Source organism: Lysinibacillus xylanilyticus, assembly GCF_001708185.1.
Classification (GTDB): domain Bacteria; phylum Bacillota; class Bacilli; order Bacillales_A; family Planococcaceae; genus Lysinibacillus; species Lysinibacillus xylanilyticus_A.
In genome coordinates this window covers 635,986-662,588 of record NZ_MDDN01000001.1, presented here as the reverse complement: position 1 = coordinate 662,588, position 26,603 = coordinate 635,986, and the positions used below count along the sequence as shown (strand labels likewise).

Sequence of the window (26,603 nt, the reverse complement as noted above, 5' to 3'; positions counted from 1 at the left end):
ATGACTTCAATAATTTTTATGGGAACACCTGATTTCTCCGCGCCAATTTTGCGTATGCTACACCATGAAGGCTATGTTATTAAAGCGGTAGTTACACAGCCAGATCGTCCAGTTGGGCGTAAACGTGTGCTAACACCACCACCTGTTAAGGCAGCAGCTTTAGAATTAGGTTTACACGTTATTCAGCCTGAAAAGCTACGTGGTTCAGAGGAATTACAACAAATTATTGATTTACAGCCTGACCTAATCGTAACAGCAGCTTTTGGCCAAATTTTGCCGAAGGAATTGCTAGATGCACCACCGCTTGGTTGCATTAACGTCCATGCGTCGCTTTTACCGAAGTATCGCGGTGGAGCACCTATTCACCAAGCCATTATTGATGGTGAAAAAGAGACAGGTGTAACAATTATGTATATGGAACAAAAGCTAGATGCTGGTGATATCATTTCCCAAAAGGCTATCCCAATTGAAGAGGAAGATCATACAGGTAGACTATTTGATAAGCTAAGTGTTGTAGGCTGCGAATTATTAAAAGAAACACTTCCTTCTATTATAAATGGAACAAATAATCGTACCGTACAGGATGAAGCACAAGTAACCTTTGCCAGCAATATTTCACGTGAACAGGAACGAATCGACTGGGCAAAAGGTGCTACAACTTTATACAATCAAGTGCGTGGTCTTCATCCATGGCCAGTTGCCTATACAACATTTGAAGATGGAAACTTTAAAATTTGGTGGGCACAAGTTGGCGACACGAAGCATGATGCCATACCTGGTGAGGTCGTTGCGATTTCAAAGGATTATTTTGAAGTTGCAGCAGGAAATGGAACAACACTTGCCCTGTATGATGTACAACCAGCTGGAAAAAAACGCATGACAGCAGAGGAATATTTGCGTGGTACAGGTTCTAAATTACAGATTGGGGACCAATTTAAATGAGTAAAAAAAGCGTAGTAATTTGGGATGGAAATGTGCGTGATGCTGCACTTTCTATTTTGTTAGCAGTGGATAAAAATCAAGCCTATAGTAATTTACTTTTAAATGAAACGATAAAGCGCCATAAAATTGAAGCGAAAGATCGTGCGCTTTTAACGGAAATTACGTACGGCACTTTACAATTTAAAATGACACTTGACTACTATTTAGAGCCATTTATTCGTGGTTCAGTAGATCATTGGGTGCGCTGGCTTTTACGTTTATCTTTATATCAAATGCATTATTTAACGCGTATACCACCACATGCAGCGGTGAATGAAGCTGTAGAAATTGCCAAGCGACGAGGTCACAAAGGTATAGCTTCAATGGTTAACGGTATTTTACGCTCTATTTTACGTCAGGGTGTAGCTTCTACTGATGAGATTAAAGATCCGATTGAGCGTCTAGTCATTGAAACGAGTCATCCGGAGTGGTTAGTGCAACGCTTTGTCGAGAATTATGGTATTGAAATAGCGTCTGAAATGTTACATGAAAATAATGTGCCTCCAGTGCAAACTGTCCGTGTAAATACGACAAAAGTGAGCGTTGATCAAGCGATTGCTAGCATAGAAGCGGAAGGCTTAACAGCGAAAAAAAGCGATATAATGCCTGAATGCTTACATGTAACAAATGGTCAGCCAGCTCGAACAAAGGCATTCCAAGAAGGTCTTATTACCATTCAGGATGAAAGCTCCATGATTCCAGCGAATGTTTTGCACCCATCTCCTGGCATGCGTGTCTTAGATATGTGTGCAGCTCCAGGTGGAAAGACAACACATATAGCTGAGATTATGAAAAATGAAGGTTCGATTTTAGCGACTGACCTTCACCCTCATAAATTAGATTTAATCGACCATAATACTGATCGTCTAGGGATTGATATAGTAGAGACTGCTCCAATTGATGGACGTAAGGCACCGGATTTTCTACAAGCAGAATCATTCGACGCTATTTTAGTCGATGCGCCTTGTAGTGGTTTAGGAGTTATGCGCCGTAAGCCAGATATTAAATATACAAAACGAGAAGAAGATTTAGAAAATCTCCAAAAAATACAATTGGCGTTATTAAATGCTGCAACAAAAGTATTGAAAATTGGTGGCAAACTTGTGTACAGTACATGTACAGTCGATAAAAAAGAAAATGAAGGCACTGTAGAAGCCTTTTTAACTACGCATCCAGAAATGGAAGCTATACAACTAGAATCTTTACCAACAAAATTAGCGGAAAAGCAAGCAAATGGCATGCTTCAAGTCTTTCCACAAGACTTTGGCAGTGACGGTTTCTTCGTTGCAGCCTTTCGTAAAAAAGGAGAATCCAACTAATGGTGGATCAAGAGAAATTTAATGAGCGCATTAGCGACTTAGTTGAAGAAGCAGAAGACAAGCCCGTTCGACGCGCGAAAAAAGAAAAACCAAATTTAAAGGAATCGGTATACTCATTACAGCCGGAACAGTTAGAAGAATGGTTAAAGGAAAATGGTGAAAAACCATTCCGTGCAGCACAAATTTTTGATTGGCTTTATAATAAACGTGTAAAAACATTTGATGAAATGTCTAACCTTTCAAAAGGATTACGTGAAAAGCTTGAAGCAAGTTTTGTATTGACGACATTGTCAACAATTATTCAACAGGAATCAAAAGATGGTACTATCAAGTTTTTATTCCAATTACAAGATGGCTATTCTATTGAAACTGTATTAATGCGTCATGAATACGGGAACTCTATTTGTGTGACGACACAGGTAGGCTGCCGAATTGGTTGTACGTTTTGTGCGTCAACATTAGGTGGATTAAAACGTCACTTACTAGCAGGGGAAATCGTAGAGCAAGTTGTCAAAGTACAACAAACTTTAGATGAAGTGGGCGAGCGTGTATCGCATATCGTTATTATGGGTATTGGAGAACCTTTCGATAATTATGATGCAATGATGAACTTCTTAAAAGTCATCAACCATGAAAAAGGGTTAAACATTGGTGCTCGTCACATCACTGTATCGACATCAGGGATTGTTCCGAAAATTTATCAATTTGCTGATGAACAGTTACAAATCAACTTCGCAGTATCCTTGCACGCACCAAACCAAGAGGCTCGTCAAAAACTAATGCCAATTGCACGTGCTTACAAATTGGATGAATTAATGGAAGCGGTCCGTTACTATACTAAAAAAACTGGCCGACGTGTAACTTTTGAGTATGGTTTAATGTCTGGTGAAAATGATTCAGTTGAAGTTGCTGAAGAATTATCTGCATTAATAAAAGGAATTAAATGCCACGTGAACTTAATTCCTGTAAACTACGTACCAGAACGTGATTATGTTCGCACATCTCGTAGTCAAATTTTTGCCTTTGAAAAAACTTTAAAGAAAAATGGTATTAACGTAACGATCCGCAGAGAGCAAGGTTCAGATATTGCAGCTGCGTGTGGACAGTTACGTGCGCAAGAGAGATCTGAAGAGACGAGGTGACCAGTGTTGAAATACACAGTCGAAAGTGATATTGGGTTAAAAAGAGCAATTAATGAAGACCGTGCGGCTTTTTTTAAACGTCCAGACGGGCTTGCACTTGCACTTGTAGCGGACGGCATGGGGGGTCATAATGCTGGCGATGTAGCAAGTGATATGGCAATGAAACAGATAGAATCCGTTTTTTTACAGGCAGAGGCACATCATTTTGCATCAACAACATCAAAAAAAGAATGGTTATTACAAGCAGTTAAGCAATTAAATAAAAATATATATGACTATTCTTTATCACATGAAGACTGTAAAGGAATGGGCACGACGTTTATTGCGGTGTTAATTGAAGATAATCATTGCTTTATCGCACATGTTGGCGATAGTCGTGTGTATTATTTCTTTGATGATGGTGCACAACAAATAACAAGAGATCACTCATATGTAAATGTTCTCGTTGAAAATGGTGAAATAAGTGAAGAGGAAGCGTTGACACATCCAAAGAAAAATTTCATCTTAAAAGCTGTTGGTACAGAAGAAACGATTGAACCTGACTTTTATGAAGTTGATTTAGCATCAGAATCGTATTTACTCATTTGCTCTGACGGTTTAAGCAATAAACTAACCGTGTATGAAATGGCATTAATTATTACGTATCCAGATTCAATAGAAGAAAAAGGACGGAAACTTGTGGAATTAGCAAATGCAAGCGGGGGGGAAGACAATATCTCCCTCGTGCTACTCACAAGGCAAGATGAGGAGGTGTAAGTATGTTTGTAGGTAAACGAATTAGTGACCGCTATAAAGTTAAAGAGCTCATTGGTGGCGGAGGTATGTCCAATGTTTATTTGGCACATGACATGATTTTAAACCGTGATGTAGCGATCAAAATATTGCGCTATGATTTTACCAATGAGGATGAATTACATCGACGTTTTCAACGTGAGGCACTTTCTGCTACAAGTCTTACACATCCGAATATTGTTAGTGTTTATGATGTAGGTGATGATGGTGATCTACATTATATTGTAATGGAGTATGTCCAAGGAAAAACATTAAAGCAGTACATACAGGAATTTGCACCAATTTCTCCTGCCAGAAGTGTGCATATTATGAAGCAGTTAACATCTGCAATTGCCAATGCTCATGAAAATCATATTATTCATCGTGACATTAAACCTCAAAATATTTTAATGGATGCTGAGGGCAATGTGAAAATAACTGATTTTGGCATCGCGATGACGCTTAGTGCAACGTCATTTACACAAACAAACTCCGTGCTTGGAACTGTGCATTATTTGTCACCAGAGCAGGCTCGTGGCGGTACAGCAACAAATAAATCTGATATTTATGCACTTGGGATTGTTTTATATGAATTATTAACAGGGGAATTACCGTTTTCAGGAGAATCAGCTGTTTCGATTGCGCTTAAGCATTTACAAGCGGAGACACCGTCAGTTCGCGCATTCGATGCTACGATTCCACAAAGCTTGGAAAATGTTGTGCTGAAGGCTACTGCAAAAGACGCATCGCACCGATATTCAACTGTTGAGGAAATGCAAGAGGATTTAGAGACAGTTTTATCGCCAAATCGTATCAACGAACCAAAATTTGTCATACCGGTTGATAATGATGTTACAAAGGCAATTCCGATTATAAAAGAGTCAGTTGTACGTAAAGATGAAGATTTAACGAAGACAAGAGCGATCGAACCAATTACGCAATCCAAGCCTGAACCAGAAGTTAAGAAGCCAGTTGAGAAATCAGTGCCTGTAAAGAAAAAGAAAAAATGGCCAATATTTGTCGCTGGATTAGTAATTGTAGCCATTGCCATTCTTCTATTCCTGATATTTGCAACAGATGTATTTAGTCCGAAAAAGTTTCCTGTACCTAGTGTAGCTAATTTGACAATTGAGGAAGCTACTAAGAAATTAGAGGCTGAAGGTTTTATTGTTGGTGAACATCAGGAGCGTTTTGATGAGAATGTTGAAAAGGATAAAGTTATTGAAACAGACCCTTCGGAGGGGACAGAGCGTGTAGAAGGTACGGAAGTAGACTTAGTCGTTAGTCTTGGAGTAGAAATGACGAAAGTGGATAATTATGTAGGGCAACAAATCAGCCAAGTCGAATCGATGTTAAAGGGGAAATTTTTAGAGCCACAAATTACCTACGTGCATTCAACAGCGCCAGAAGGACAAATTATTGAACAAGAGCCGCAACCACAAGAAGAGGTAATTGCTAAAGATACATCGATGAAATTTAAGGTAAGCGCAGGGGTAAAAATGGTGACCGTAGATAATGTTGTGAATTACACGAAGGCTCAAATGGATGACTATGTAAGTAGAAAAGGCTTAAAATGGCGCGTTGCTCGTGAAGACTTTGATGATACAGTACCGGCTGGAAGTGTAATTTTACAATTGACAAAAGAAGGGGCAGAAGTTGAAGCAGGCTCCACAATAGCTGTTGTTTTAAGTAAAGGACCCGCTGAAAAACCTGTTAAAACTTGGGTGAGCACGGTAGAAATTCCATACGAGCCAAAAGAGGAAGGTATGGAGCAAACTATTCGAATTGATATTCAAGATAAAAACCATTCGATACTAGAAACATTTAAGGAATTTACGATCACGGCTGATACACAATACCAAATACAGCTTGTCATTGAAGAGGGGCAGGAAGCGGCCTATAAAATTATACGTGATTCGGAAATTATCGCTGAAGATAAAATTGGATATGATGATATTAAATAAGGGGGAATTGGATGGCGCAAGGCCAAATTCGTAAAGCATTAAGCGGTTATTATTATGTATATGATGGAAAGCAGCTTATACAATGTCGAGGACGTGGGGTATTTCGCAATCGCGGGGAATCCCCACTCGTTGGCGACATTGTAGAATACACAGTGGAAACAGAGGGGTCGGACGGTACCATTCAAAAAATTATGGATCGCCAAAATGAATTAGTACGCCCTCCGATTGCTAATATTGATCAAGGTATTCTGGTTTTTTCTGTAAAAGAACCTAATTTTAATACCATTTTGCTGGATCGATTCTTAGTTGTTTTAGAGTCATTTCATGTCCATCCGATTATTTGTTTAACAAAGATGGATTTGCTAGAAGAGCATGAACGTGAGGAATTACAAAGCTATATTGAAGATTATGAAAGCATGGGGTATACCGTGCTGCAAACCTATAAGGGTGAGGAAGAATTAGTTGAACGCTTGCAGCCCATATTAAAAGGGAAATCATCTGTTTTAGCAGGACAATCTGGAGTGGGGAAATCCACACTACTAAATACATTAATCCCAGATTTAAATTTAAAAACGGGCGTTATTTCACAAAGCTTAGGACGTGGAAAACATACGACTCGCCACGTCGAATTAATCGAGGTATGTGACGGTTTATTAGCAGATACACCTGGATTTAGTTCTTTTGATTTTGATGAAATAGAAAAAGAAGAGATAGGTGCATGCTTCCCTGATATGGCCCGAGTTGCCGAGGATTGTAAATTCAGAGGCTGTTTACATTTAAAGGAGCCAAAATGTGCGGTAAAGGCAGCCGTGGAAGCGGGAGAAATTCGTGATTATCGCTATAAGCACTACGAACAATTTATACAAGAAATTATGGATCGAAAGCCGAGGTATTAATGATGATACAAATAGCACCATCAATTTTAGCAGCTAACTTTGCTAAATTAGGAGAAGAAGTAAAGGAAGTAGAAAAAGCGGGTGCACAGCTTATTCATATTGATGTTATGGATGGTCATTTTGTGCCGAATATTTCATTTGGCTCCATCGCCTTAGATGCAATCCGTCCTTTAACTGATTTACCGTTGGACGTTCATTTAATGATTGAAAATCCTGATCAGTATATAGAACAATTTGCAAAAGCAGGAGCAGACTATATTACAGTGCATGTAGAGGCTTGCCGTCATTTACACCGTACGATTCAATTAATTCGCTCATATGGAGTCAAACCTGGTGTTGTATTAAATCCACATACACCAATAGAATCAATTCAACATGTTTTAGAGGATATTGATATGGTGTTGTTCATGACTGTGAATCCAGGCTTTGGTGGACAAAAATTCATTCATTCTGTAGTACCAAAAATTGAAGCATTAGCAGCTATTATTAAAGAACGTAATCTTGATATTGCTATCGAAATCGACGGTGGTATTAATGCAGAGACTATTATTCCTTGTGCAAAAGCAGGAGCAACTATTTTTGTAGCTGGCTCAGCAATTTATAATAAAGAAGATCGTACAGCGGCACTTCAGGAAATATTAGCTGCTGGTGAGGCAGCGATTAAAGCATGACAATAGTCGTTGTTTGTGCAGGTGGACCAAAAGAGGAACTCTGTTCATTTAAACCGTTTAAAGAGCAAAATGATGTCATTTTTATCGGAGCTGATCGAGGAGCACTTTATTTGGTTGAGCAAGGAATTACACCACATGCCATAGTAGGAGATTTTGATTCACTCTCACAAGAGGAATACGAAATGGTGATGACTCATACAAATGATAGTCAACGATTTCTGGAAGAAAAAAATGAAACAGATACGGATTTAGCGTTGTTAAAAGCCTTGACGTATACACCGCTAGAAATTGTTCTTACAGGTGTTACAGGTGGGCGCTTAGATCATTATGAGGCAGCGGTTCGTTCGATGTATCGCTTACAAAAAGAGCATCCACAGGTAGTATTGAAGATTAGTAATCATGCAAATATGTTGCAATTTTTAATGCCGGGCAAACATAACATAGAAGCAAACGAGCAATATCGTTATTTGTCTTTTTTTGCACATGAAGAGCCGATTAAAGAAGTGACATTAAGGCAAGTGAAATATGAAACAACAAATGAAGAAATCTCTCTAGGGACATCCCGCTTTACAAGTAATGAAATAATAGGTAATTCAGGGTCTATATCTTTCTCGCAAGGCATATGTTTAATGATAAGAAGCATAGATTAGTGTGAGGGGGAGAGGGTCCTGAAAGTATATACGTTCCAGCTACCGAAATTTGTGAGTAGTATTACGCGTACGTGTATCAATCTTTTTAAAAAAGAAAAGAAAGTAAAAAAATCCGACTAACACTAGTCGGATTTTTCTTTTAGTGTTGAAAAACAAAATGGCCAAGGGAATCTTTGTGAATATTGTGGTGGGTGATTTCCGTTCCAGGCTACTCGCTTTGCCGCTGACGCTTCGCTTTCGCGCAAAAAACATCTGTTGCCTCGACGCCCCCAGGAAGCTCTGCTCTGCGCGTCAGCGCAAAGCGTCCAGTCGGAACGGAAATCAACCCTTTGTTTTGCCGGAGAGCCATACTTTAGTATATTGTAACTGCGGTTTCTCTAGATAACAGGCGATTGTTGTGCTGAAATGAGGCTGTTATATGTAAAGAAAGCCGTTAGAAATTACAACGAGATGTAATTTCTAACGGCTTAGTCATTTTATTGTATTTATGGTCGTCCACTAGAAGGATGTTTAAATACAACTTCTACTTATATCTAAATATTCACAAAGGCGGTTGGTAGTCTGCCCAGTTAATTAGAAAGAAAAAAATCGATTTGCGCCAAATGCCAAATCGATTTTTTGGAAGCAACGATTAAACGCGCTCAATTTTACCTGATTTTAATGCACGAGCAGAAACCCATACACGTTTTGGTTTACCGTCTACTAAGATACGAACTTTTTGAAGGTTAGCACCCCAAGTACGTTTGTTAGCGTTCATAGCGTGGGAACGGTTGTTACCAGTACGAGCTTTACGTCCAGTGATTACACATTGTTTTGGCATGTTGTATTCCCTCCTTACTGTTGATGCTGAAAGATTATTATTTCAGTTCGGTATTTCACATACCATAATAATTTAACATACGATGACGTTCAGTGCAACAGTTTTCACATAACCTTTCAAGAAAAAAACCTTTACAGACATAAATAATTGTCAGATAAGAGGGAATCAATTTCTGGATACAGCAAATTTAAGCTAATATAATTAAAAAGTTTTCAATAAATTTTCAATATTATTTCTCTCGATAGCCAAGCTTCATAGAAACACGTTTACCAGTTTCCACTAAACGCTCCGTAAGGGTGTTAATATGATCTGTTGAAACGTTAAAGCTAACAAAACCTATACTTACAGCACCTACTACTTCATTAAAACCATTTAAAATGGAAACTGCGATTGAGGATGTTCCTGCTGTTCTTTCCCCATGACTAATGGCAAATCCCTGTAATCTTATTTGGTCAAGTTGTGCCTCTAATTCAGCGATTTCTTCATGCGGGAGAAGCTGTTCAATAATTTCCCTTGCTTGAGAAACGGGCATTGTGGCTAAGATTGTCTTATTTGCGGCGCCAATATGCATCGGAATCCGAATTCCTAACTGATCATAAATACGAATTGGATTAGCTGCACTGTCTATTCTTTCGATAATGATCGTATCTAAACCGGCAGGCTTACTTAAATAGACGCTTTGCTCGACCTCTCTAGCTAAACGCTCTAATTCTGGCCTAATTTTACTAATGTAGTCCATCGTATCATACACTTGTAGGCCAAGTTCCATCCATATTGTACCAAGACGGTATTGTTTCGTTTGATCGTCTTGTTCAATCATCCCTTCCTTAATCATCGCTTTTAAAATTCTATGTAATGTACTTAGTGGCAGATCGCATTTTGCTGCAAGCTCTGAAATGGACAAGCTGCTTTCACTTGCTTCCGAAGCTAAAACTTTAGCAATTGTCATAGCACGTTCTAATAATTGCATTGATGTCCCACCTGTCCTTCCCTTATTTTTATACTTTGTCTATGTCTAGCTTAAACATAGCACTATGGTTTAGTAAACCTCTTTCTGCACTGAAAGTTGAGTGAATATAAAAATTTTTCTAAATATATTGACAGTGTAACATAAAACAAATATATTTTTCATATAAACTTTCCTCTTAACGGAAACGTTTTCCACTACACGGAAAAAAGGAGGTAAAGGGAATGCATTATTGTTCATCAATGTATGCACCTTTGAAACACGTAATAGTAAAACATCCAAAAGATGCTTTCCGGAGCCAAGAGCATCTTAGTGATAAATGGAAAACATTTAACTACCTATCAGAACCTAACTATAATGAGGCTCTTAGAGAATATGCTGAATTTACAAGTATTCTCGAAAAATATGTTGAAAAAATTGATTATCTACCAGAATCAGAAGAAGTAGGGTTGGATTCTCTATATGCACATGACCCTGTTAAATTTACGCCAAATGGGGCAATGATCTTAAAATCTGGCAAAAAATTAAGACAGTCAGAAGCAGCCGTTTATAAAACATTTTTACAAGAAAAGGGCATTCCAATAATCGGTGAATTGACAGGAGATGCTGTTGCAGATGGTGGCGATATCGTTTGGCTTGATGGCCGTACACTTGTTGTAGGTCGAGGCTATCGAACGAATGATGAAGCAATTCATCAGCTAAAGGATATGACGGCGGATATTGTCGATGAATTCATTGTTGTCCAGCTATCACATGATTTAGGTGAAGCGGAATGTTTACACTTAATGTCCTTTATTAGTATGGTGGATAAGGATTTAGCGGTTGTACATTCACGATTAATGCCAGTTTTTTTCCGTCAGCTTTTGATCGAACGAGGTATTCAATTAGTTGAGGTACCGAAGGATGAGTATGATGCGCTAGGCTGTAACGTCTTAGCACTTGCGCCTAGAGTATGTATACTTCCAAATGGAAGTCCAATGACAAAGCAACAATTACTTGATGCAGGCGCAACAGTTTATGAATATAAAGGAAATGAAATTACAGTAAAAGGGACAGGTGGACCTACATGCCTAACTTGTCCAGTAGTAAGAGGATAAAAGAATAGAAGAATAAAAGGGGACGAAGTAAATGTTTAAAAATGTGATCGTAAAAAATCCAGGAAATAGTTATATAAACGGTTTAACGACTAGTGACTTAGGAAAACCAATTTTAGAGAAATTATTTGAGCAGCACGGAAAATATGTAGAGGCTTTAAAGAAATGTGGCGTAGAGGTTACACAGCTTCAAGCGAACGAAGCTTTCCCGGATTCGACATTCGTAGAAGATACAGCTGTTTTAACACCTGAGTTTGCCATTATTTCAAACCCTGGCGCAGAAGCTCGTAATCGTGAGATTGTGGACATTGAACCAGCTGTTAAAAAGTTCTATGAAAAAATGTACTATATCGAAGGTCCAGGAACACTTGATGGTGGAGATGTATTGCAGGCAGAAAAGAAATTTTATGTCGGTACCTCTGATCGTACGAATGAAGAAGGAGCACGACAATTTAAAGAAATCGTTGAAAAAGAAGGCTATGAGGCAACGATTATTCCGTTAAAAGAATTTTTCCATTTAAAAACGGGTATCGCCTATGTTGGTGAAAATCGAATGGTGCTAGCAGGAGAATTTGTCGATCACCCTGCGTTTGAATCTTACGAAAAAATTATAATTCCAAAAGAGGATGAGTATTCAGCAAACTGTATTCAAGTAAATGATTATGTCATTATTCCAGCAGGCTATCCAGAAACAAACCGTAAATTAAATGATTTAGGCTATCAAACAATTGAACTTGAAATGTCTGAATTTAGAAAACATGATGGTGGGTTAAGCTGCCTGTCATTACGTTTTTAGTTTTATAAATACCCAACCAATTTAAATAGGATAAATTGGTTGGGTACTTTAGTAGGGTTAAGATATTAACAGTAACTAGAGAGTGGGGATGGATGTTGAGTAAAGGGGAACAACGGCACGATGATCAATTAAATCGTTCAATGAAAAGTCGTCATTTATTAATGCTATCACTCGGTGGAGTTATTGGGACAGGCTTGTTTTTAAACGTTGGCTATACCATTAATCAGGCAGGTCCTGGAGGAGCATTAATTGGTTATTTATTTGGTGGTTTAATATTGTACATGGTTATGAATTGTCTTGGGGAATTAGCTGTTTATATGCCTGTAACGGGTTCTTTTCAAACGTATGCAACAAGATTTATCAGTCCTTCAGCAGGCTTTTCTTTAGGGTGGATGTATTTTGTCGGTTCAGCTGCTACAGCGGGGGTAGAATTTACAGCAGCGGGGATATTGATGCAACATTGGTTCCCGAATGTACCTATTTGGATCTGGTGTGCAGTTTTTATGGTTCTTTTGTTTGCATTAAACGCGTTAACAACGAAAGGTTTTGCTGAAGCGGAGTTTTGGTTTGCGAGCATTAAAGTAATTGCGGTGATAGCCTTTATCATCATTGGGGGCGCTGTAATTTTTGGTTTGATTCCATTAGCTGATCGCCCTACGCCACATCTAACAAATTTAGCGCCGACAGGATTATTCCCGGCTGGTATTGCGATTATTTTTGTCACAATGATGAATGTTATCTTTTCTTATCAAGGGTCTGAACTTGTTGGTATTGCAGCAGGGGAAACTGAAAATCCAGAAAAAAATATTCCGCGGGCAATACGGACAATTCTTTTTAGAATAATTGTTTTCTATATTGCTTCTATTATTGTTTTATCTGCCATATTCCCGTCATCGGAGCTTGGACTACTGGAAAGTCCATTTGTCACATTGATGAGTTTAGCGGGCGTTCCTTATGCTGCTAGTATTATGAATTTTGTGATTCTAACTGCGATTTTATCGGTAGGTAACTCATGTCTATATGCTTCAACACGTTTATTATGGTCGATGTCAAAAGAGGGGATGGCTCCGAAATTATTTGGACGACTAACGAAAAATAAAGTACCATTAAATGCACTCGTTTTCACGATGCTTTTCTCGCTGCTCTCTTTATTAACGAGCGTGATGGAAGCAGATGCAGTATTTGTTTTACTCATGTCTGTTGCAGGGATTTCTGTCACAATTTCATGGATGGGAATTTGTGCTTCCCAATTGATGTTCCGATATCGCTATGTGAAAGCGGGGGGAAATGTGGCTGATTTAAAATTTAAAACGCCATTTTATCCATTGATTCCAATATTCTGTATTAGTTTTTGTATGCTAATTCTTGTCTTTTTAGCATTCGATCCAACACAAAGAATTGGTTTACTATACGGTATTGGATTCTTCATTGCTTGTATGATTTTCTATAAATTAAAATTGAGTAAAATAAAAACAATTTCTTCTGAGATTGAAGTGAAAAATGAGGAATCGTTTGATTTACATTGAAAAGAAATGCATTCGATTTTGAGGCATTGGATAAAGGAGAATGATTATGACTAATTATCTTTGGAATACACCTGAAAAACTGCGTGCATTATTATGTGAAATTGTCAGTTGGGAAAGTAGGACATTAACGCAAGGTGAAAATGAATTTGCCTATAAATTAACAAATAAATTGCAAACGCTCTCTTACTTTCAAAAAAGGCCAGAATTGATTGAGTTACATGATGCAGGGCTTGGGCGCAATGCTGTGACTGCCTTGTACAAGCACCCATCTGCGACAGAAACGGTTGTGTTAATTAGTCATTTTGATACTGTTCATACGGAAGAATATGGTGAACTTGAGCCGTTTGCCTTCTATCCTGAAGAATTAACAAAAAAGCTAATGGAACCTAAATACAAAAAGGATTTACCTGAAACGGCGAGAATTGATTTGGAATCAGGAAACTATTTATTCGGTCGTGGAACGATGGATATGAAAATGGGACTTGCTTTGCATATGCAATTAATTGAAAAAGCAAGCATTGAAGAGTGGCCAATTAATCTCATTTTAACGGCTGTGCCAGATGAAGAAGTGAACTCTGCAGGGATGCGAGCAGCAGTTGTTGAGCTTGTAAGGCTTCGTGAACAGCATGGATTATCTTATAAACTATTTTTAAATAGTGAGCCTTCTTTTTCACAAGGTCCAGCTGATACGAATGAATATATTTATTCAGGAACGATCGGTAAAATTATGCCTGCTGCCTTATTTTATGGAAAAGAGACCCATGTAGGTGAGCCTTTAAAAGGAATGACAGCAAACTTTATTGCTTCATATATGACGCAGCGTATGGAGTGGAACCCAGTTTTCCGTGAATCAGATCTTGGTGAAAGTACGCCATTACCTGTATCCTTACAATTAAAAGATTTGAAAAGGGAGTATTCTACACAAACACCATATCGTGCAGCAGCTCTTTACAATGTGTTTTTATTAAAGCGCACAGCATCAGAAGTAATGGATATTTTTGAACAAGTTGCATTGGAGGCAATGGCAGCTTGTAATGAGCAGTATAAGCAAATTTGTGAGCGAGAAAAGGTAAAGGGTGTAGGAGAAGTAAAAGTACTTCGTTATGAAACGCTTTTAGAGCATGCGATCATTAAATTAGGAACTGAGGAAGTAAATACGATCAAACGACATGTTCTTGATAATGATTTATGGGATGATCGAGAGAAATCCATTCGCATTGTGGATCAGCTAATGATCCGTTGCCAGGAACTGACGCCGGCAACAGTGCTGTTGTATGCACCACCTTACTATCCTGCAATCAATTCGTCGAATCATCCACTTGTCATCCAATCGATAGAGTTGATGAAGAAAACGGCAAAAACGTTTGATATTGAAGTGGAGCAAATTCACTATTTTAATGGTATTTGCGATTTGAGTTATGTCAATTATTCAGATGACTTAAACGAATGGACAGCATTCGAACGTAATACACCTGTATGGGGAGATACATATAGCATCCCGTTTGAAGCTATGTCTGCATTGCAGGGCCCTGTATTAAATGTTGGACCTTTTGGAAAGGATGCCCATCAAAAGACAGAAAGATTACATGTCGACAGCGCATTTAAGGAAATGCCAGTGATGATTGACACGCTTATTAAAAGCTTGATTTAGATTATAAAAATGGATTTAAGTAAGGAAGCTGATGCTAAATGGTATCAGCTTTTTTATAATTTGTACCGTTTTTGCCATTCCTTTTCGGAAATTTTTTTGGATTATGTTCATAACAGTTCCACCGATTTTAATAAGTGCCTATATAGTAATGGGATATCAGGTAAAAGTATTAAAGTGTTTTTTCTGATGTCCCTTATTATGTCAATGGGGCTAACTATTCAGCGTCACCCTTATAAAGTACAAAGGCAATTTACGACACAGCATATTTTATTAGGTGAAGAAATGACAAAATCCAAGAAATTATCAACATTATTAGCTGAGAAAAATAATGTGCTATCTGAGCAAGCACTTCGTGACACGTTGACAAACCATTCGTTTTTAATCATAAATTAACACAAATTGGGCAACAACTTAGTAAACCAAAGTCTCTAACAATGATGATGGTGAATATTGATTTCTTTAATGATTATTATGGTCATTTACAGAGTGGTGAAGCGTTAACAAAAGTGGCAGCTCTGTTAGATGAAATTTTAGAAAAGTATAATGCATTTGCTGCATGTTGAGGAGGGAATTTTAGAGGAAGTCTGCAACTTAAATATTCTTCACGAGTGTTCGAACATAGCAGATGTTGTAACAGTCAGTATTGGGATGTGCCATGCCCAAATCTCAATTGGCGAGCATTTGAAAACGTGTTGTGAATGAGCCGATCAAGCATTTATACAAAGCAAAACAAAAAGGTCGTAACAACTTTTATAGCAAAAATGAATATTTCGATGAAATGGTGTGTTAACCTGTAATGTCAGTAAAACGTTGATACAGTGCGTTTCCGTCCCCTCCTAGGTTGCTTAATGTATAACGAAAGTGTTACAATATAGTTTAGTCAAAAAGAGCCAAGGGGGCATTTCTATGTCGATTGAATTAAACAATGAATTCGGCCAAATTGATATTTCAACAGATGTACTTGCACAAATTGCTGGTGGCGCTGCTGTAGAATGCTACGGTATTGTTGGCATGGCATCTAAACATCAAATTCGTGATGGTCTAACTGATATTTTACGTAAAGAAAATTTTGCAAAAGGTGTTGTTATTCGAAAACAGGACGACGATTTACATATCGATATGTACATTATTGTTAGTTACGGGACGAAAATTTCAGAAGTTGCTTATCAAGTACAATCGAAAGTGAAATATACAGTGGATAAAACATTAGGTATGAGCGTAAAATCTGTCAATATCTTTGTGCAGGGCGTTCGTGTAGCGAATGATTAAGAGGAGGAACTAAATCGAATGCAGTCTTTAAACGGAATAAAGTTTGCAGAAATGGTGCAAATGGGTGCCCATCACCTATTCCAAAATGCAAATTATGTTGATTCTTTAAATGTATTTCCAGTACCGGACGGTGATACAGGAACGAATATGAACTTGTCGATGACATCTGGTGCGAAAGAGACAGAGCTTTCTGCTTCAGAACATATCGGTAAAACAGCACAAGCTTTGTCAAAAGGTTTACTTATGGGAGCGCGCGGAAATTCTGGGGTTATTTTATCGCAGTTATTCCGTGGCTTTGGTAAAGCTATTGAAAAAGAGGAGACAATTGATGCCAAGGGCTTTGCAGGTGCCTTCCAAGCAGGCGTTGATACAGCTTATAAAGCAGTAATGAAGCCAGTTGAAGGAACGATTTTAACGGTAGCACGTGAAGCGGCACAAAAAGGCGTGGAAGTGGCAGAAACTGAAAACGATATCATTACGGTGATGGAAGCATTTACTGCTGAAGCACAAGCTTCGTTGGAACGTACACCTGAGCTTCTACCTGTTCTTAAAGAAGTAGGTGTTGTAGATAGTGGTGGTCAGGGTCTTTTATTTGTGTACGAAGGGTTCTTAGCGTCTTTAAAAGGTGAGCCATTACCGCAGAAAAATGAAGCAACTTTAGATGATTTAATCAATGCAGAGCATCATAGAGCACAAGATTTTATGAATACTGCTGATATTGAGTTTGGTTATTGTACAGAAATAATGGTACGTTTAGAAAATGGGAAAGAGCCATTTAGCGAAGAACAATTCCGCAATGAATTAAACCCTCTAGGTGATTCTTTACTTGTTATTTCGGATGAAGAGATTGCAAAAGTGCATATTCATTCCGAGCAACCTGGCGCTGTGTTAGCTATGGGTCAAAAATATGGTAGTCTTATTAAAATTAAAGTCGACAATATGCGTGAACAGCATTCTGCCATCGTTGGTGAGGATCATAAAGTGCCTTCTCCAGCCAAAAAAGTAGAAAAGCATCCGTATGCAATTGTAACGATTGCAATGGGCGAGGGAGTTGCTGAATTACTTCGTTCCATTGGTGCTTCTTATGTTATTGAGGGCGGTCAAACAATGAATCCTTCAACTGAAGATATTGTGAAGGCAGTACAAGAAATTGGTGCTGAAAAAGTGTTGATTTTACCAAATAATAAAAATATCGTCATGGCTGCAGAACAAGCAGTGGAGCTTTTAGATATTGAAGCGGCTGTAGTTCCAACGAAAACAATCCCTCAAGGTATGGCGGCGATTCTATCGTTTAATCCAGAAGCGGCAGTAGAAATGAACCAAGCAACAATGACGGAAGCTTTTGCAAATGTGAAAACAGGCCAAGTCACTTATGCAGTTCGAGATACATCTATTGATGGTGTAGAAATCCATAAGGATGATTTCATGGCTCTTGCGGAAGGGAAAATTGTATTATCTACTCCAGCATTAAAAGATGCTGCTGAGAAGGTAATTACTGATTTAGTAGATGAAGATGCAGAAATTGTAACAGTCATCTATGGTGAGGACACAACGGAAGAAAATGCCTCAGCATTAGTGAAATTTATTGAAGAACATTATCCAGAGGTCGAAGTAGAGTTATTTAATGGTAAACAAGGGTTATATCCATATATTATTTCAGTAGAATAATTTAATACTTCTTTGCGCATAAGTAGACAAAGCAGTGCACACGCCGTGTACTGCTTTTGTTTATGGTACAAGGAAATTAGAGGATAATAAATGATAGAGATTAGCTAAAAATAAATCATTTGATGTATGTACCCGGAGGACAACGAACTTGGAAATACTGGAATATTAGCCTTTTGAAATTTTTGTGTATATGGAGTAGACAAAAGTTAAACAATATTTCCAATGTGTAAATTATTGTAGTGTAAATTTTCTGAAATTTGATAAATAAGTGCTTTACTTTTGTAGTAACTATCAAGCATGATATAGTAAAAATCGATTTTATTTATATGGATAGAATAGAGGGGTGTTTGTATGAAGTTTACTTCAGTATTTGATATTATTGGACCAGTGATGATTGGGCCTTCTTCCTCTCATACGGCAGGTGCAGCACGAATTGGCCGCGTTGCCAGAGATTTATTTGGAAGACAACCAAAGTGGGCGAAAATCCACTTATATGGTTCCTTTGCTGAAACGTATAAAGGACATGGAACAGATGTAGCGCTGATAGGAGGCTTATTAAATTACGATACATTTGATGAGCGGATTAAAACAGCTTTTGCCGATGCAGAGAAAGCTGGATTAGATTATGAGTTTATCCCAGAAACAGCTAACACAGAGCATCCGAATACAGCTCGCCTTGTGATTGGCGATGATGATGGAGAGATGTCTGTTGTTGGAATTTCTATCGGTGGCGGTAAAATAGAAGTGAGTGAGGTTAATGGCTTTAAGCTGCGATTAACAGGAGGCATGCCGGCTATCCTTGTAGTTCATGATGATCGAGCTGGCTGTATTGCCAATGTAGCAAATTGCTTAGCAATGCATGCAGTCAACATTGGACATATGGAGGTTTCACGAATTGAACGTGGTTTAACAGCACTTATGGTGATAGAAGTCGATCAAAACATCGAGGATAAAGTACTACAACAAATTTCTTTAATACCACATATTACAAAGGTTTCTAAAATTAATAACAACTAAGGGGGTGTCCCAGTATGGACGTATTATTTCATAATGTTCGTGAGCTTGTTGAACGAGCCGAGCAAGAAGGTAAACTAATTTCTGAAATTATGATTGAGCAAGAAATGTTAATAACTGGACGTACAAGAGAAGAAATTATGCAGCAAATGGACCGTAATTTAACGGTGATGGAGGAAGCTGTTGAAAGAGGCTTGAAGGGTGTGCAATCTGTAACGGGTTTAACAGGTGGCGATGCAGTATTGCTTCAAAATTACATTGCGCAAGGAAATTCGTTGTCAGGGGATTTATTATTAGACGCAGTGAGTAAAGCCGTTGCGACTAATGAGGTGAATGCGGCAATGGGTACAATTTGTGCAACGCCCACTGCAGGCTCAGCTGGTGTAGTGCCAGGGACACTGTTTGCAGTGAAAAACAAGCTAAATCCAACACGTGAGCAAATGATTCGTTTTTTATTCACATCAGGTGCTTTTGGCTTCGTTGTTGCCAATAATGCTTCGATTTCAGGTGCTGCTGGCGGCTGTCAAGCAGAGGTTGGCTCAGCTGCTGGTATGGGAGCGGCAGCAATTGTAGAGATGGCCGGTGGTTCTCCACAGCAATGTGCAGAAGCATTTGCGATTACACTTAAAAACATGCTTGGGCTTGTTTGTGACCCAGTAGCTGGATTGGTAGAGGTTCCTTGCGTTAAAAGGAATGCTATGGGTGCAGCGAATTCGCTTGTGGCAGCGGATATGGCACTTGCAGGTGTAACAAGTCGCATCCCGTGTGATGAAGTAATTGGTGCGATGTATCGAATTGGACAATCTATGAGTCCGAATTTAAAAGAAACTGCCCGTGGCGGCTTAGCTGCGACACCAACAGGCAAAGCTATCAGCAAAGCTATATTTGATAATGGCAATTTAGAAAGTATCCAATCACTGCAAAAATAATATTAAAAAACACGCACCTAGGGCGTGTTTTTTTTATGAGCTTCTACATAGTGTAGATGGGTCTCATCTGTGACGTTAATTTATATACATGGGATCCGTTTGAATAAATGTCATCCCCTATTTTTGGCGATGCCCCTATTACAGCTAATAAATTTTAGTAAAGTGTAGGGGTAGGATAACAGGCAACGGCATCGATTAATCCTTCATCAAATCCGTAGAACGACCAGTAGGCACCGTTCCATCTATATCCAGATACTTCGCCCATTTCTACACGAGTAGGATAAAACCAAAATTCTCTCCCGTTCCTAAGCCAAACATAGGTATTTTGATATAAACAATCAATGATATAGGACACAGAAGGTTTTGGTGGTCTGAAGTTTGGTGGAGGTGATTGTGGTCTCATTGTCCCTTGAGGTGGAAAATAGCCCAAGTGATTTCACTCCTTTTTCAACATTATATGCTGAGAAAAAATAAATGCATTTATTTAACTGGATTATTAAAAACCAAAAGATTATAGAGCTATGTAAACTAAAGGTTGGCTATTTCTCGAAATACCTAAGAAGGCATTGAAGTGATTGATTCTTTATTTGCTAAAGATGAAAAAGTTCATGTCCTTTATGTTGGCCTACTTAAAGATATAACTATCAATCAATTATTGATGAATTGAATTGCTATGTTAGTGAAATTGAAAAGTTATATAATAGTATTGGAAATACAGATGAATAGCATTAACTGTTGGGAATAGCTAACCACAAGCAACATTATTATAAAAGCCGAGAGTAATCGTAAAGAAAGGGGAAAACTCATATGCTAATGACTACAAATAAAGCACTTGCGGTGAAAATCTTTGGAGGAGCTGTCGTGCAAGGTGACTGATTTAACGAGTGCCGTAACTGATTTAAAGGGAATCGGTAAAGAAACAGCAGGACATTTAGAGGCGTTAGGCATCGAGACGATCGCGGATTTAGTATGGACGTTCCCTCATCGGCATGAAGATTTTCGTTTAAAGGATTTAGCGCAAACACCACATAATGAACGTGTCACCGTTGAGTGTAAAGTTGAACGTGAACCCACAGTATTGTTTTTAGGCCGCAATAAATCACGATTACAAGTGACAGTGTTGGCAGGTCGACATTTAGTGAAGGTTGTATTTTTTAATCAAGGCTATTTAAAGCAGAAGCTGGTACCAGGAGCTATTATTACCGTCACAGGTAAATGGGACCGAGGCAGACAGGTAATCAATGGAACGTCTGTTACATTTGGCCCAAAAATAGATCAGGTCGACTTTGAACCTGTTTATAGTTTGAAAGGTTTGATTCCGCAAAAACGTTTTCGTAAATATATGCGACAAGTGTTAGATGAGTTTGGTGCGGAGATATCGGATGCTGTTCCACAACGTTTTCAAGCAGACTATAAGCTTGTTTCAATGCGTGAAGGGCTTGAGGGAATTCATTTCCCACTTGATGCGGGGCATGCAAAGCAGGCTAGAAGACGCTTTGCCTATGAAGAGTTACTAAACTTTCAGCTACGTATTCAAGCTTTACGTAAAATTCGAAAGGATAGTGAGCACGGTACAGTTATCCAATTCGATTTGCAAAAACTACGGGCTTTTATTACATCGCTACCTTATGAATTAACAGATGCTCAAAAACGTGTTGTCAATGAAATTTGCAAAGATTTAAAAGAGCCGCACCGCATGAACCGCTTACTTCAAGGTGATGTAGGATCAGGTAAAACCGTTGTTGCGGCAATATGTTTATATGCAGCTGTAACTGCTGGTTTTCAGGGGGCATTAATGGCACCAACAGAAATTTTAGCTGAGCAGCATGCTGAAAATTTGAAAGAATGGTTTGAGCCATTTGGTGTACGTGTAGCTTTACTATCAGGATCGACGAAAGTAAAGGAGCGTCGGTTACTTTTAGAAGAACTAGCAAACGGGGAAATAGATATTATAATTGGTACGCATGCACTTATTCAGCCTGAAGTCATCTTTTATAAGCTTGGTTTTGTTATAACGGATGAACAGCATCGTTTTGGTGTTGAACAGCGTAGAATATTGCGTGATAAAGGGGAAAATCCAGATGTGCTCTTTATGACGGCGACACCTATTCCGCGTACGCTTGCGATTACAGCATTTGGAGAAATGGATGTTTCCGTGATTGATGAAATGCCAGCGGGGCGTAAACAAATTGAAACACATTGGATGAAAAAAGAGCAATTAGGCTCAGTTATGTCAAAGTTAGAATTAGAGCTTGCTGCTGGAAGACAAGCATATGCTATTTGTCCCCTTATCGAGGAATCAGACAAGCTTGATGTACAAAATGCTGTAGAAATCTATGAACAACTTGCTACATATTTTAGCGGACAATACAATGTTGGATTAATGCATGGTCGTTTAACGGCAGATGAAAAAGATGCAGTTATGCGAGCGTTTAGTGAAGGGACTATTCATGTGCTTGTATCGACAACAGTAGTTGAGGTTGGGGTTAACGTACCGAATGCAACGTTTATGATTGTTTATGATGCTGAACGCTTCGGCTTAGCTCAATTGCATCAGCTACGTGGACGAGTTGGACGAGGTGAACATCAGTCATACTGTGTGTTGCTTGCTGATCCAAAATCCGATGAAGGTAAGGAGCGCATGCAGTCAATGACGGAAACAAATGATGGTTTCCGCCTAGCTGAAAAGGATTTGGAATTACGTGGTCCAGGTGATTTCTTCGGGCGTAAACAAAGTGGTTTGCCTGATTTTAAAGTAGCGGATTTAGTACATGATTATCGAATACTGGAGACAGCAAGAAAAGATGCTACGACTATGCTTGAGACAGATGCATTTTGGCATGATGATGAGTATAAATATTTACGTAGTATGCTTGAAGAGTCGGGTGTTCTACAGGGAGAACGCTTTGATTAACTGAATTTGATACCCGATTGGAATGTAAGCACTTGTTTTGAAAACAAGTCTTGCATTCTTTTTTTATACTCTATATACTGATATTAGTACCAAGTGCTAATAACAACTAAAAAGGTGGCGAATGATGTTGAGACAAACGAAAAAAGAGCGACAACGACTATTATCTGAAACGATAGCTGAAAATCCATTCGTCACAGATGAACAGCTAGCAACGCAGTTTCAGGTTAGTGTCCAAACAATCCGTTTAGATCGTATGGAGTTAGCAATTCCTGAATTACGAGAACGAATTAAAGATGTTGCTTCGAAAACATATGAAAACGAAGTGAAATCACTTCCGATAGATGAAGTAATTGGTGAAATTGTTGATATTGAATTGGATAATCGTGCATTATCTATTTTTGACGTAAAAGAAGAGCATGTTTTTCAGCGCAATGGCATCGCACGTGGACATCATTTATTTGCACAGGCAAACTCATTAGCGGTAGCGGTAATTGACGATGAACTAGCTTTAACAGTACATTCAAACATTACCTTTGTGAAACCTGTTAGAGCTGGAGATCGTGTTATTACAAAAGCAATCGTTGTTGGACGTGATGACGAAAATCATCGTACAAAAGTAGAGTTAACATCTACTGTTAACGGTGAAACAGTTTTTGTTGGTGAATTTGATATGTACCGCACGAAAGGTAAAGGTGAACAACAATGAAATTAGCGCTTGATGGAATGGGTGGCGACAACGCACCAAAATCAGTTATTGAAGGTGCTTTATTAGCATTAGAGCAAATTCCGAATTTAGAAATACAATTATATGGTCAGCGGGAAAAGCTTGAGCCATTATTAAAAATACATGATCGATTGACAATAGTACATTGTGAGGAAGTTGTGGAAGGAACAGATGATCCAGCACGCGCTGTTCGTCGGAAAAAGGATTCATCGATGGCGCGAATGATGGATGCGGTTGAAGAAGGAAAGGCAGATGCTTGTCTTTCTGCTGGTAATACGGGTGCTTTAATGGCAGGCGGTCTATTTAAAGTAGGACGTATTGAAGGGATTGCTAGACCAGCTTTAGCCACTACATTACCGACGTTGGACGGTAAGGGCTTTTTAATGCTCGATTTAGGGGCAAATGCAGATGCGCGCCCTGAGCATTTATTGCAATATGCGATTATGGGCGATATTTATGCGAAAAAGGTAGGCGGCTTACAAAAGCCACGTATCGGCTTGTTAAATATCGGTACTGAGGATAAAAAAGGGAATGAATTAACAAAGGCTGCTTTCGAGCTATTAAAAGAAGCGGACTTGAACTTTATCGGCAACGTAGAAGCTCGAGATTTACTTGAAGGGGTAGCGGACGTTGTTGTAACAGATGGTTTTACAGGTAATATGGTGCTGAAATCGATTGAAGGTACGGCTGGCGCGTTATTTTCAATGCTTAAAGAAGCGTTTATGTCTTCAACAAAAACAAAAATATCGGCAGCCCTTATGAAAAATAATTTACGTGACTTAAAAAATAAAATGGATTACACAGAGTATGGTGGTGCAGGTTTGTTTGGTTTACAAGCACCTGTAATTAAAGCGCATGGTTCATCCAATGCAAAAGCAATTTACAGTGCGATTCGCCAAGCAAATACGATGGTAGAGCATACAGTCATCTCGACGATTACAGATACAGTACGCCACTTAGAATTTAATTAACTTCTTTCAGCTGAAAGAAGTAGAAGCCTCCGGCGGATGTCACGGAATCGTAAAGGAGTTCTTTGTGCAGGCACAAAGCCGATTCTGGACGCAATTATGCCGAGGTAAAATTGATTAAAAAGGGGATTAATACAAAATGACGAAAATAGCATTTGTTTTTCCAGGACAAGGTTCTCAAGTAGTTGGAATGGGGCAAGAGTTTGTTGAGAATGCTGCAGAAAGTAAAGCATTTTATGATCGTGCAAATCAATCACTTGGCTTTGAGTTATCTAAGCTTATGTTAACGGGACCAGCTGAGGAGCTAACATTGACATACCATGCACAGCCAGCACTTTTAACTACTGGTGTGATGGTTGCAGAAAAATTACTTGCAGCAGGAATTAAGCCAAACTATGCAGCTGGACATTCACTTGGAGAATATGGTGCATTAGTAATCGCAGGTGTGCTAACGTTTGAGGATGCTGTTTCTGTCGTTCATAAGCGTGGACTTTATATGAATGAAGCTGTACCAGCAGGGCAAGGCGCAATGGCAGCCATTTTAGGGATGGAACTCGAGGCACTCCATGAAGTAACTGAACAAATTTCTGTAGCAGGTGATGCGGTTCAGGTAGCGAATGTAAACTGTCCAGGACAAATCGTTATCTCTGGTACAAAGGAAGGGGTCGAAAAGGCTTCGTTAGCTGCAAAGGAAGCGGGCGCCAAACGAGCAATTCCTTTAGTTGTTAGTGGACCATTCCATTCAGAGCTAATGCGTCCTTCATCTGAAAAATTAAGTGGAGCATTAGCTGAAATATCATTGTCAGCACCACGAATTCCTGTGATCGGCAACGTTATGGCAAAAGAATTAGAGGATGTTCCTGCTATTCAACATGAGTTAGTAGAACAAGTATATAGCGCTGTGCAATGGGAAGCATCTGTGCGTGAAATGATTGCACAAGGTGTGGATGTCTTTATTGAGTGTGGACCAGGCAAAGTGTTAAGTGGATTAGTGAAAAAAATCGACCGATCTGTTGCGACTTATTGTGTTTATGATGAAGCATCATTAGAGGCTGTGCTAGAAGCGGCGAAGGAGTGGACAATTAATGCGTAAATTAGAGGGGAAAGTAGCTGTTGTAACTGGTGCTTCGCGTGGAATAGGACGCGCTATTGCATTAAAGCTTGCTGATGAGGGTGCTAAAGTTGTTGTTAACTACAGTGGCTCTCAGGCAAAGGCAGAAGAAGTTGTCGCGATGATTCAAGAAAATGGCGGCGAGGCTATTGCTGTACAAGGGAGTGTTTCAAAAACAGAGGAAGTTACAGCATTAATGGATGCAGCTGTGAAAACATTCGGTTCACTTGATATTTTAGTAAATAATGCTGGTATTACTCGTGATAACTTGTTAATGCGTATGAAAGAAGATGAGTGGGATGATGTGTTAGATACAAACCTTAAAGGTGTTTTCCTTTGTACAAAAGCAGTAACACGTCAAATGATGAAGCAACGTGCAGGTCGTATCATCAACATTTCATCGATTGTCGGTGTAGCTGGTAATGCGGGGCAAGCAAACTATGTAGCTGCCAAAGCAGGTGTTATTGGATTAACTAAAACGACTGCAAAAGAATTGGCATCACGCAATATTTTAGTAAATGCGATTGCACCAGGCTTTATTGAAACAGAAATGACGGATCAACTACCAGATGATATAAAGCAAGGAATGCTTACTCAAATTCCTCTTGCTAAACTTGGGCAGCCAGAGGATATCGCAAAGGCAGTAGTATTCCTAGCTTCAGATGATGCAAACTATATGACGGGGCAGACGCTACATATAGATGGCGGCATGGTGATGTAATTTCAATTAGTCATAAATAATAATTTTTTGTATAATC

Annotated in this window: 27 protein-coding genes; 24 read left to right on the top strand and 3 right to left on the bottom strand. The window is 38.9% G+C overall.

The genetic code is table 11. The features are described 5' to 3' along the window. From fmt to spoVM, 9 genes are read left to right on the top strand one after another with little or no spacing between them, the layout of a single operon-like run. A complete protein-coding gene (fmt, locus tag BFJ97_RS03295) occupies window positions 1-942 on the top strand; it encodes a methionyl-tRNA formyltransferase (RefSeq protein ID WP_068983201.1) in 942 nt (313 codons plus the stop codon). Further along, window positions 939-2,300, top strand: coding sequence for a 16S rRNA (cytosine(967)-C(5))-methyltransferase RsmB (rsmB, locus tag BFJ97_RS03290; RefSeq protein ID WP_068983200.1), 1,362 nt, complete (start codon window positions 939-941; stop codon window positions 2,298-2,300). The genes fmt and rsmB overlap by 4 nt, the downstream gene beginning before the upstream one ends. After that, window positions 2,300-3,442: a 23S rRNA (adenine(2503)-C(2))-methyltransferase RlmN gene (rlmN, locus tag BFJ97_RS03285; protein ID WP_068983199.1), complete on the top strand. Its 1,143-nt coding sequence runs from the start codon at window positions 2,300-2,302 to the stop codon at window positions 3,440-3,442. The genes rsmB and rlmN overlap by 1 nt, the downstream gene beginning before the upstream one ends. A gap of 6 nt (window positions 3,443-3,448) precedes the next feature. After that, window positions 3,449-4,198: a Stp1/IreP family PP2C-type Ser/Thr phosphatase gene (locus BFJ97_RS03280; protein ID WP_068983198.1), complete on the top strand. Its 750-nt coding sequence runs from the start codon at window positions 3,449-3,451 to the stop codon at window positions 4,196-4,198. A 2-nt stretch (window positions 4,199-4,200) separates the two neighbouring features. Further along, a complete protein-coding gene (gene pknB / locus BFJ97_RS03275; protein WP_068983197.1) occupies window positions 4,201-6,177 on the top strand; it encodes a Stk1 family PASTA domain-containing Ser/Thr kinase in 1,977 nt (658 codons plus the stop codon). Between the two features lie 11 nt (window positions 6,178-6,188). Then, window positions 6,189-7,073, top strand: a complete 885-nt coding sequence (gene rsgA, locus BFJ97_RS03270; RefSeq protein WP_068983196.1) for a ribosome small subunit-dependent GTPase A — start codon at window positions 6,189-6,191, stop codon at window positions 7,071-7,073. A 2-nt stretch (window positions 7,074-7,075) separates the two neighbouring features. Next, complete coding sequence (gene rpe, locus BFJ97_RS03265; protein WP_068983195.1) at window positions 7,076-7,744, top strand: ribulose-phosphate 3-epimerase; 669 nt, start codon at window positions 7,076-7,078, stop codon at window positions 7,742-7,744. After that, on the top strand, window positions 7,741-8,394 hold the full coding sequence (locus BFJ97_RS03260) for a thiamine diphosphokinase (protein ID WP_068983194.1): 654 nt from the start codon (window positions 7,741-7,743) through the stop codon (window positions 8,392-8,394). Before rpe ends, BFJ97_RS03260 begins: the two co-directional genes overlap by 4 nt. Before the next feature lie 18 nt (window positions 8,395-8,412). After that, window positions 8,413-8,514, top strand: coding sequence for a stage V sporulation protein SpoVM (gene spoVM / locus BFJ97_RS25605; RefSeq protein WP_139114376.1), 102 nt, complete (start codon window positions 8,413-8,415; stop codon window positions 8,512-8,514). Window positions 8,515-9,025: 511 nt separating this feature from the next. On the opposite strand, the gene rpmB is transcribed toward spoVM, so the two are convergent. Beyond that, window positions 9,026-9,214: a 50S ribosomal protein L28 gene (gene rpmB / locus BFJ97_RS03255; RefSeq protein WP_004227417.1), complete on the bottom strand. Its 189-nt coding sequence runs from the start codon at window positions 9,212-9,214 to the stop codon at window positions 9,026-9,028. A gap of 229 nt (window positions 9,215-9,443) precedes the next feature. Continuing rightward, window positions 9,444-10,184, bottom strand: a complete 741-nt coding sequence (locus BFJ97_RS03250) for an IclR family transcriptional regulator (RefSeq protein ID WP_068983193.1) — start codon at window positions 10,182-10,184, stop codon at window positions 9,444-9,446. A gap of 221 nt (window positions 10,185-10,405) precedes the next feature. On the opposite strand from BFJ97_RS03250, the gene BFJ97_RS03245 reads away from it, so the two are divergent. From BFJ97_RS03245 to sdaAA, 10 genes are all read left to right on the top strand, one after another. Beyond that, on the top strand, window positions 10,406-11,278 hold the full coding sequence (locus BFJ97_RS03245; RefSeq protein WP_068983192.1) for a dimethylarginine dimethylaminohydrolase family protein: 873 nt from the start codon (window positions 10,406-10,408) through the stop codon (window positions 11,276-11,278). A gap of 31 nt (window positions 11,279-11,309) precedes the next feature. Next, complete coding sequence (locus tag BFJ97_RS03240) at window positions 11,310-12,071, top strand: dimethylarginine dimethylaminohydrolase family protein (protein WP_068983191.1); 762 nt, start codon at window positions 11,310-11,312, stop codon at window positions 12,069-12,071. Between the two features lie 92 nt (window positions 12,072-12,163). Continuing rightward, a complete protein-coding gene (locus BFJ97_RS03235; protein WP_068983190.1) occupies window positions 12,164-13,597 on the top strand; it encodes an amino acid permease in 1,434 nt (477 codons plus the stop codon). 46 nt (window positions 13,598-13,643) lie between these two features. Beyond that, window positions 13,644-15,248 carry a M20/M25/M40 family metallo-hydrolase gene (locus BFJ97_RS03230; protein WP_068983189.1) on the top strand — a complete coding sequence of 535 codons (1,605 nt, stop codon included), beginning with the start codon at window positions 13,644-13,646 and terminating at the stop codon, window positions 15,246-15,248. Window positions 15,249-15,434: 186 nt separating this feature from the next. Further along, a complete protein-coding gene (locus BFJ97_RS03225; protein ID WP_068983188.1) occupies window positions 15,435-15,641 on the top strand; it encodes a hypothetical protein in 207 nt (68 codons plus the stop codon). Window positions 15,642-15,682: 41 nt separating this feature from the next. Next, on the top strand, window positions 15,683-15,811 hold the full coding sequence (locus BFJ97_RS23405; protein ID WP_254660108.1) for a GGDEF domain-containing protein: 129 nt from the start codon (window positions 15,683-15,685) through the stop codon (window positions 15,809-15,811). Between the two features lie 343 nt (window positions 15,812-16,154). Continuing rightward, window positions 16,155-16,517, top strand: coding sequence for an Asp23/Gls24 family envelope stress response protein (locus BFJ97_RS03220; RefSeq protein ID WP_053594173.1), 363 nt, complete (start codon window positions 16,155-16,157; stop codon window positions 16,515-16,517). 18 nt (window positions 16,518-16,535) lie between these two features. Next, entirely contained in the window at window positions 16,536-18,185 is a 1,650-nt protein-coding gene (locus BFJ97_RS03215) for a DAK2 domain-containing protein (protein WP_068983187.1), read from the top strand. A 351-nt stretch (window positions 18,186-18,536) separates the two neighbouring features. Next, the gene (sdaAB, locus tag BFJ97_RS03210) at window positions 18,537-19,202 is read left to right on the top strand and encodes an L-serine ammonia-lyase, iron-sulfur-dependent subunit beta (protein WP_068983186.1); all 666 of its coding nucleotides are present in this window, start codon (window positions 18,537-18,539) and stop codon (window positions 19,200-19,202) included. A gap of 14 nt (window positions 19,203-19,216) precedes the next feature. After that, a complete protein-coding gene (gene sdaAA, locus BFJ97_RS03205; RefSeq protein WP_068983185.1) occupies window positions 19,217-20,128 on the top strand; it encodes an L-serine ammonia-lyase, iron-sulfur-dependent, subunit alpha in 912 nt (303 codons plus the stop codon). Between the two features lie 154 nt (window positions 20,129-20,282). Here the strand turns inward: sdaAA and BFJ97_RS03200 are convergent, their stop codons facing one another. After that, complete coding sequence (locus tag BFJ97_RS03200; RefSeq protein ID WP_223552597.1) at window positions 20,283-20,558, bottom strand: transporter; 276 nt, start codon at window positions 20,556-20,558, stop codon at window positions 20,283-20,285. A gap of 438 nt (window positions 20,559-20,996) precedes the next feature. Between BFJ97_RS03200 and recG the strand changes: the two genes are divergently transcribed. From recG to fabG, 5 genes are all read left to right on the top strand, one after another. Next, window positions 20,997-23,042, top strand: coding sequence for an ATP-dependent DNA helicase RecG (gene recG, locus BFJ97_RS03195; protein WP_068983184.1), 2,046 nt, complete (start codon window positions 20,997-20,999; stop codon window positions 23,040-23,042). Between the two features lie 127 nt (window positions 23,043-23,169). Continuing rightward, window positions 23,170-23,748: a transcription factor FapR gene (gene fapR, locus BFJ97_RS03190; protein ID WP_068983497.1), complete on the top strand. Its 579-nt coding sequence runs from the start codon at window positions 23,170-23,172 to the stop codon at window positions 23,746-23,748. Then, window positions 23,745-24,737: a phosphate acyltransferase PlsX gene (gene plsX, locus BFJ97_RS03185; protein WP_068983183.1), complete on the top strand. Its 993-nt coding sequence runs from the start codon at window positions 23,745-23,747 to the stop codon at window positions 24,735-24,737. Before fapR ends, plsX begins: the two co-directional genes overlap by 4 nt. A 136-nt stretch (window positions 24,738-24,873) precedes the next feature. After that, the gene (gene fabD / locus BFJ97_RS03180) at window positions 24,874-25,827 is read left to right on the top strand and encodes an ACP S-malonyltransferase (protein ID WP_068983182.1); all 954 of its coding nucleotides are present in this window, start codon (window positions 24,874-24,876) and stop codon (window positions 25,825-25,827) included. Then, window positions 25,820-26,566 (top strand): 3-oxoacyl-[acyl-carrier-protein] reductase, encoded by a 747-nt coding sequence (gene fabG / locus BFJ97_RS03175; protein WP_068983181.1) that lies wholly within the window; start codon window positions 25,820-25,822, stop codon window positions 26,564-26,566. The genes fabD and fabG overlap by 8 nt, the downstream gene beginning before the upstream one ends. The last annotated feature ends 37 nt before the right edge of the window (window positions 26,567-26,603 follow it).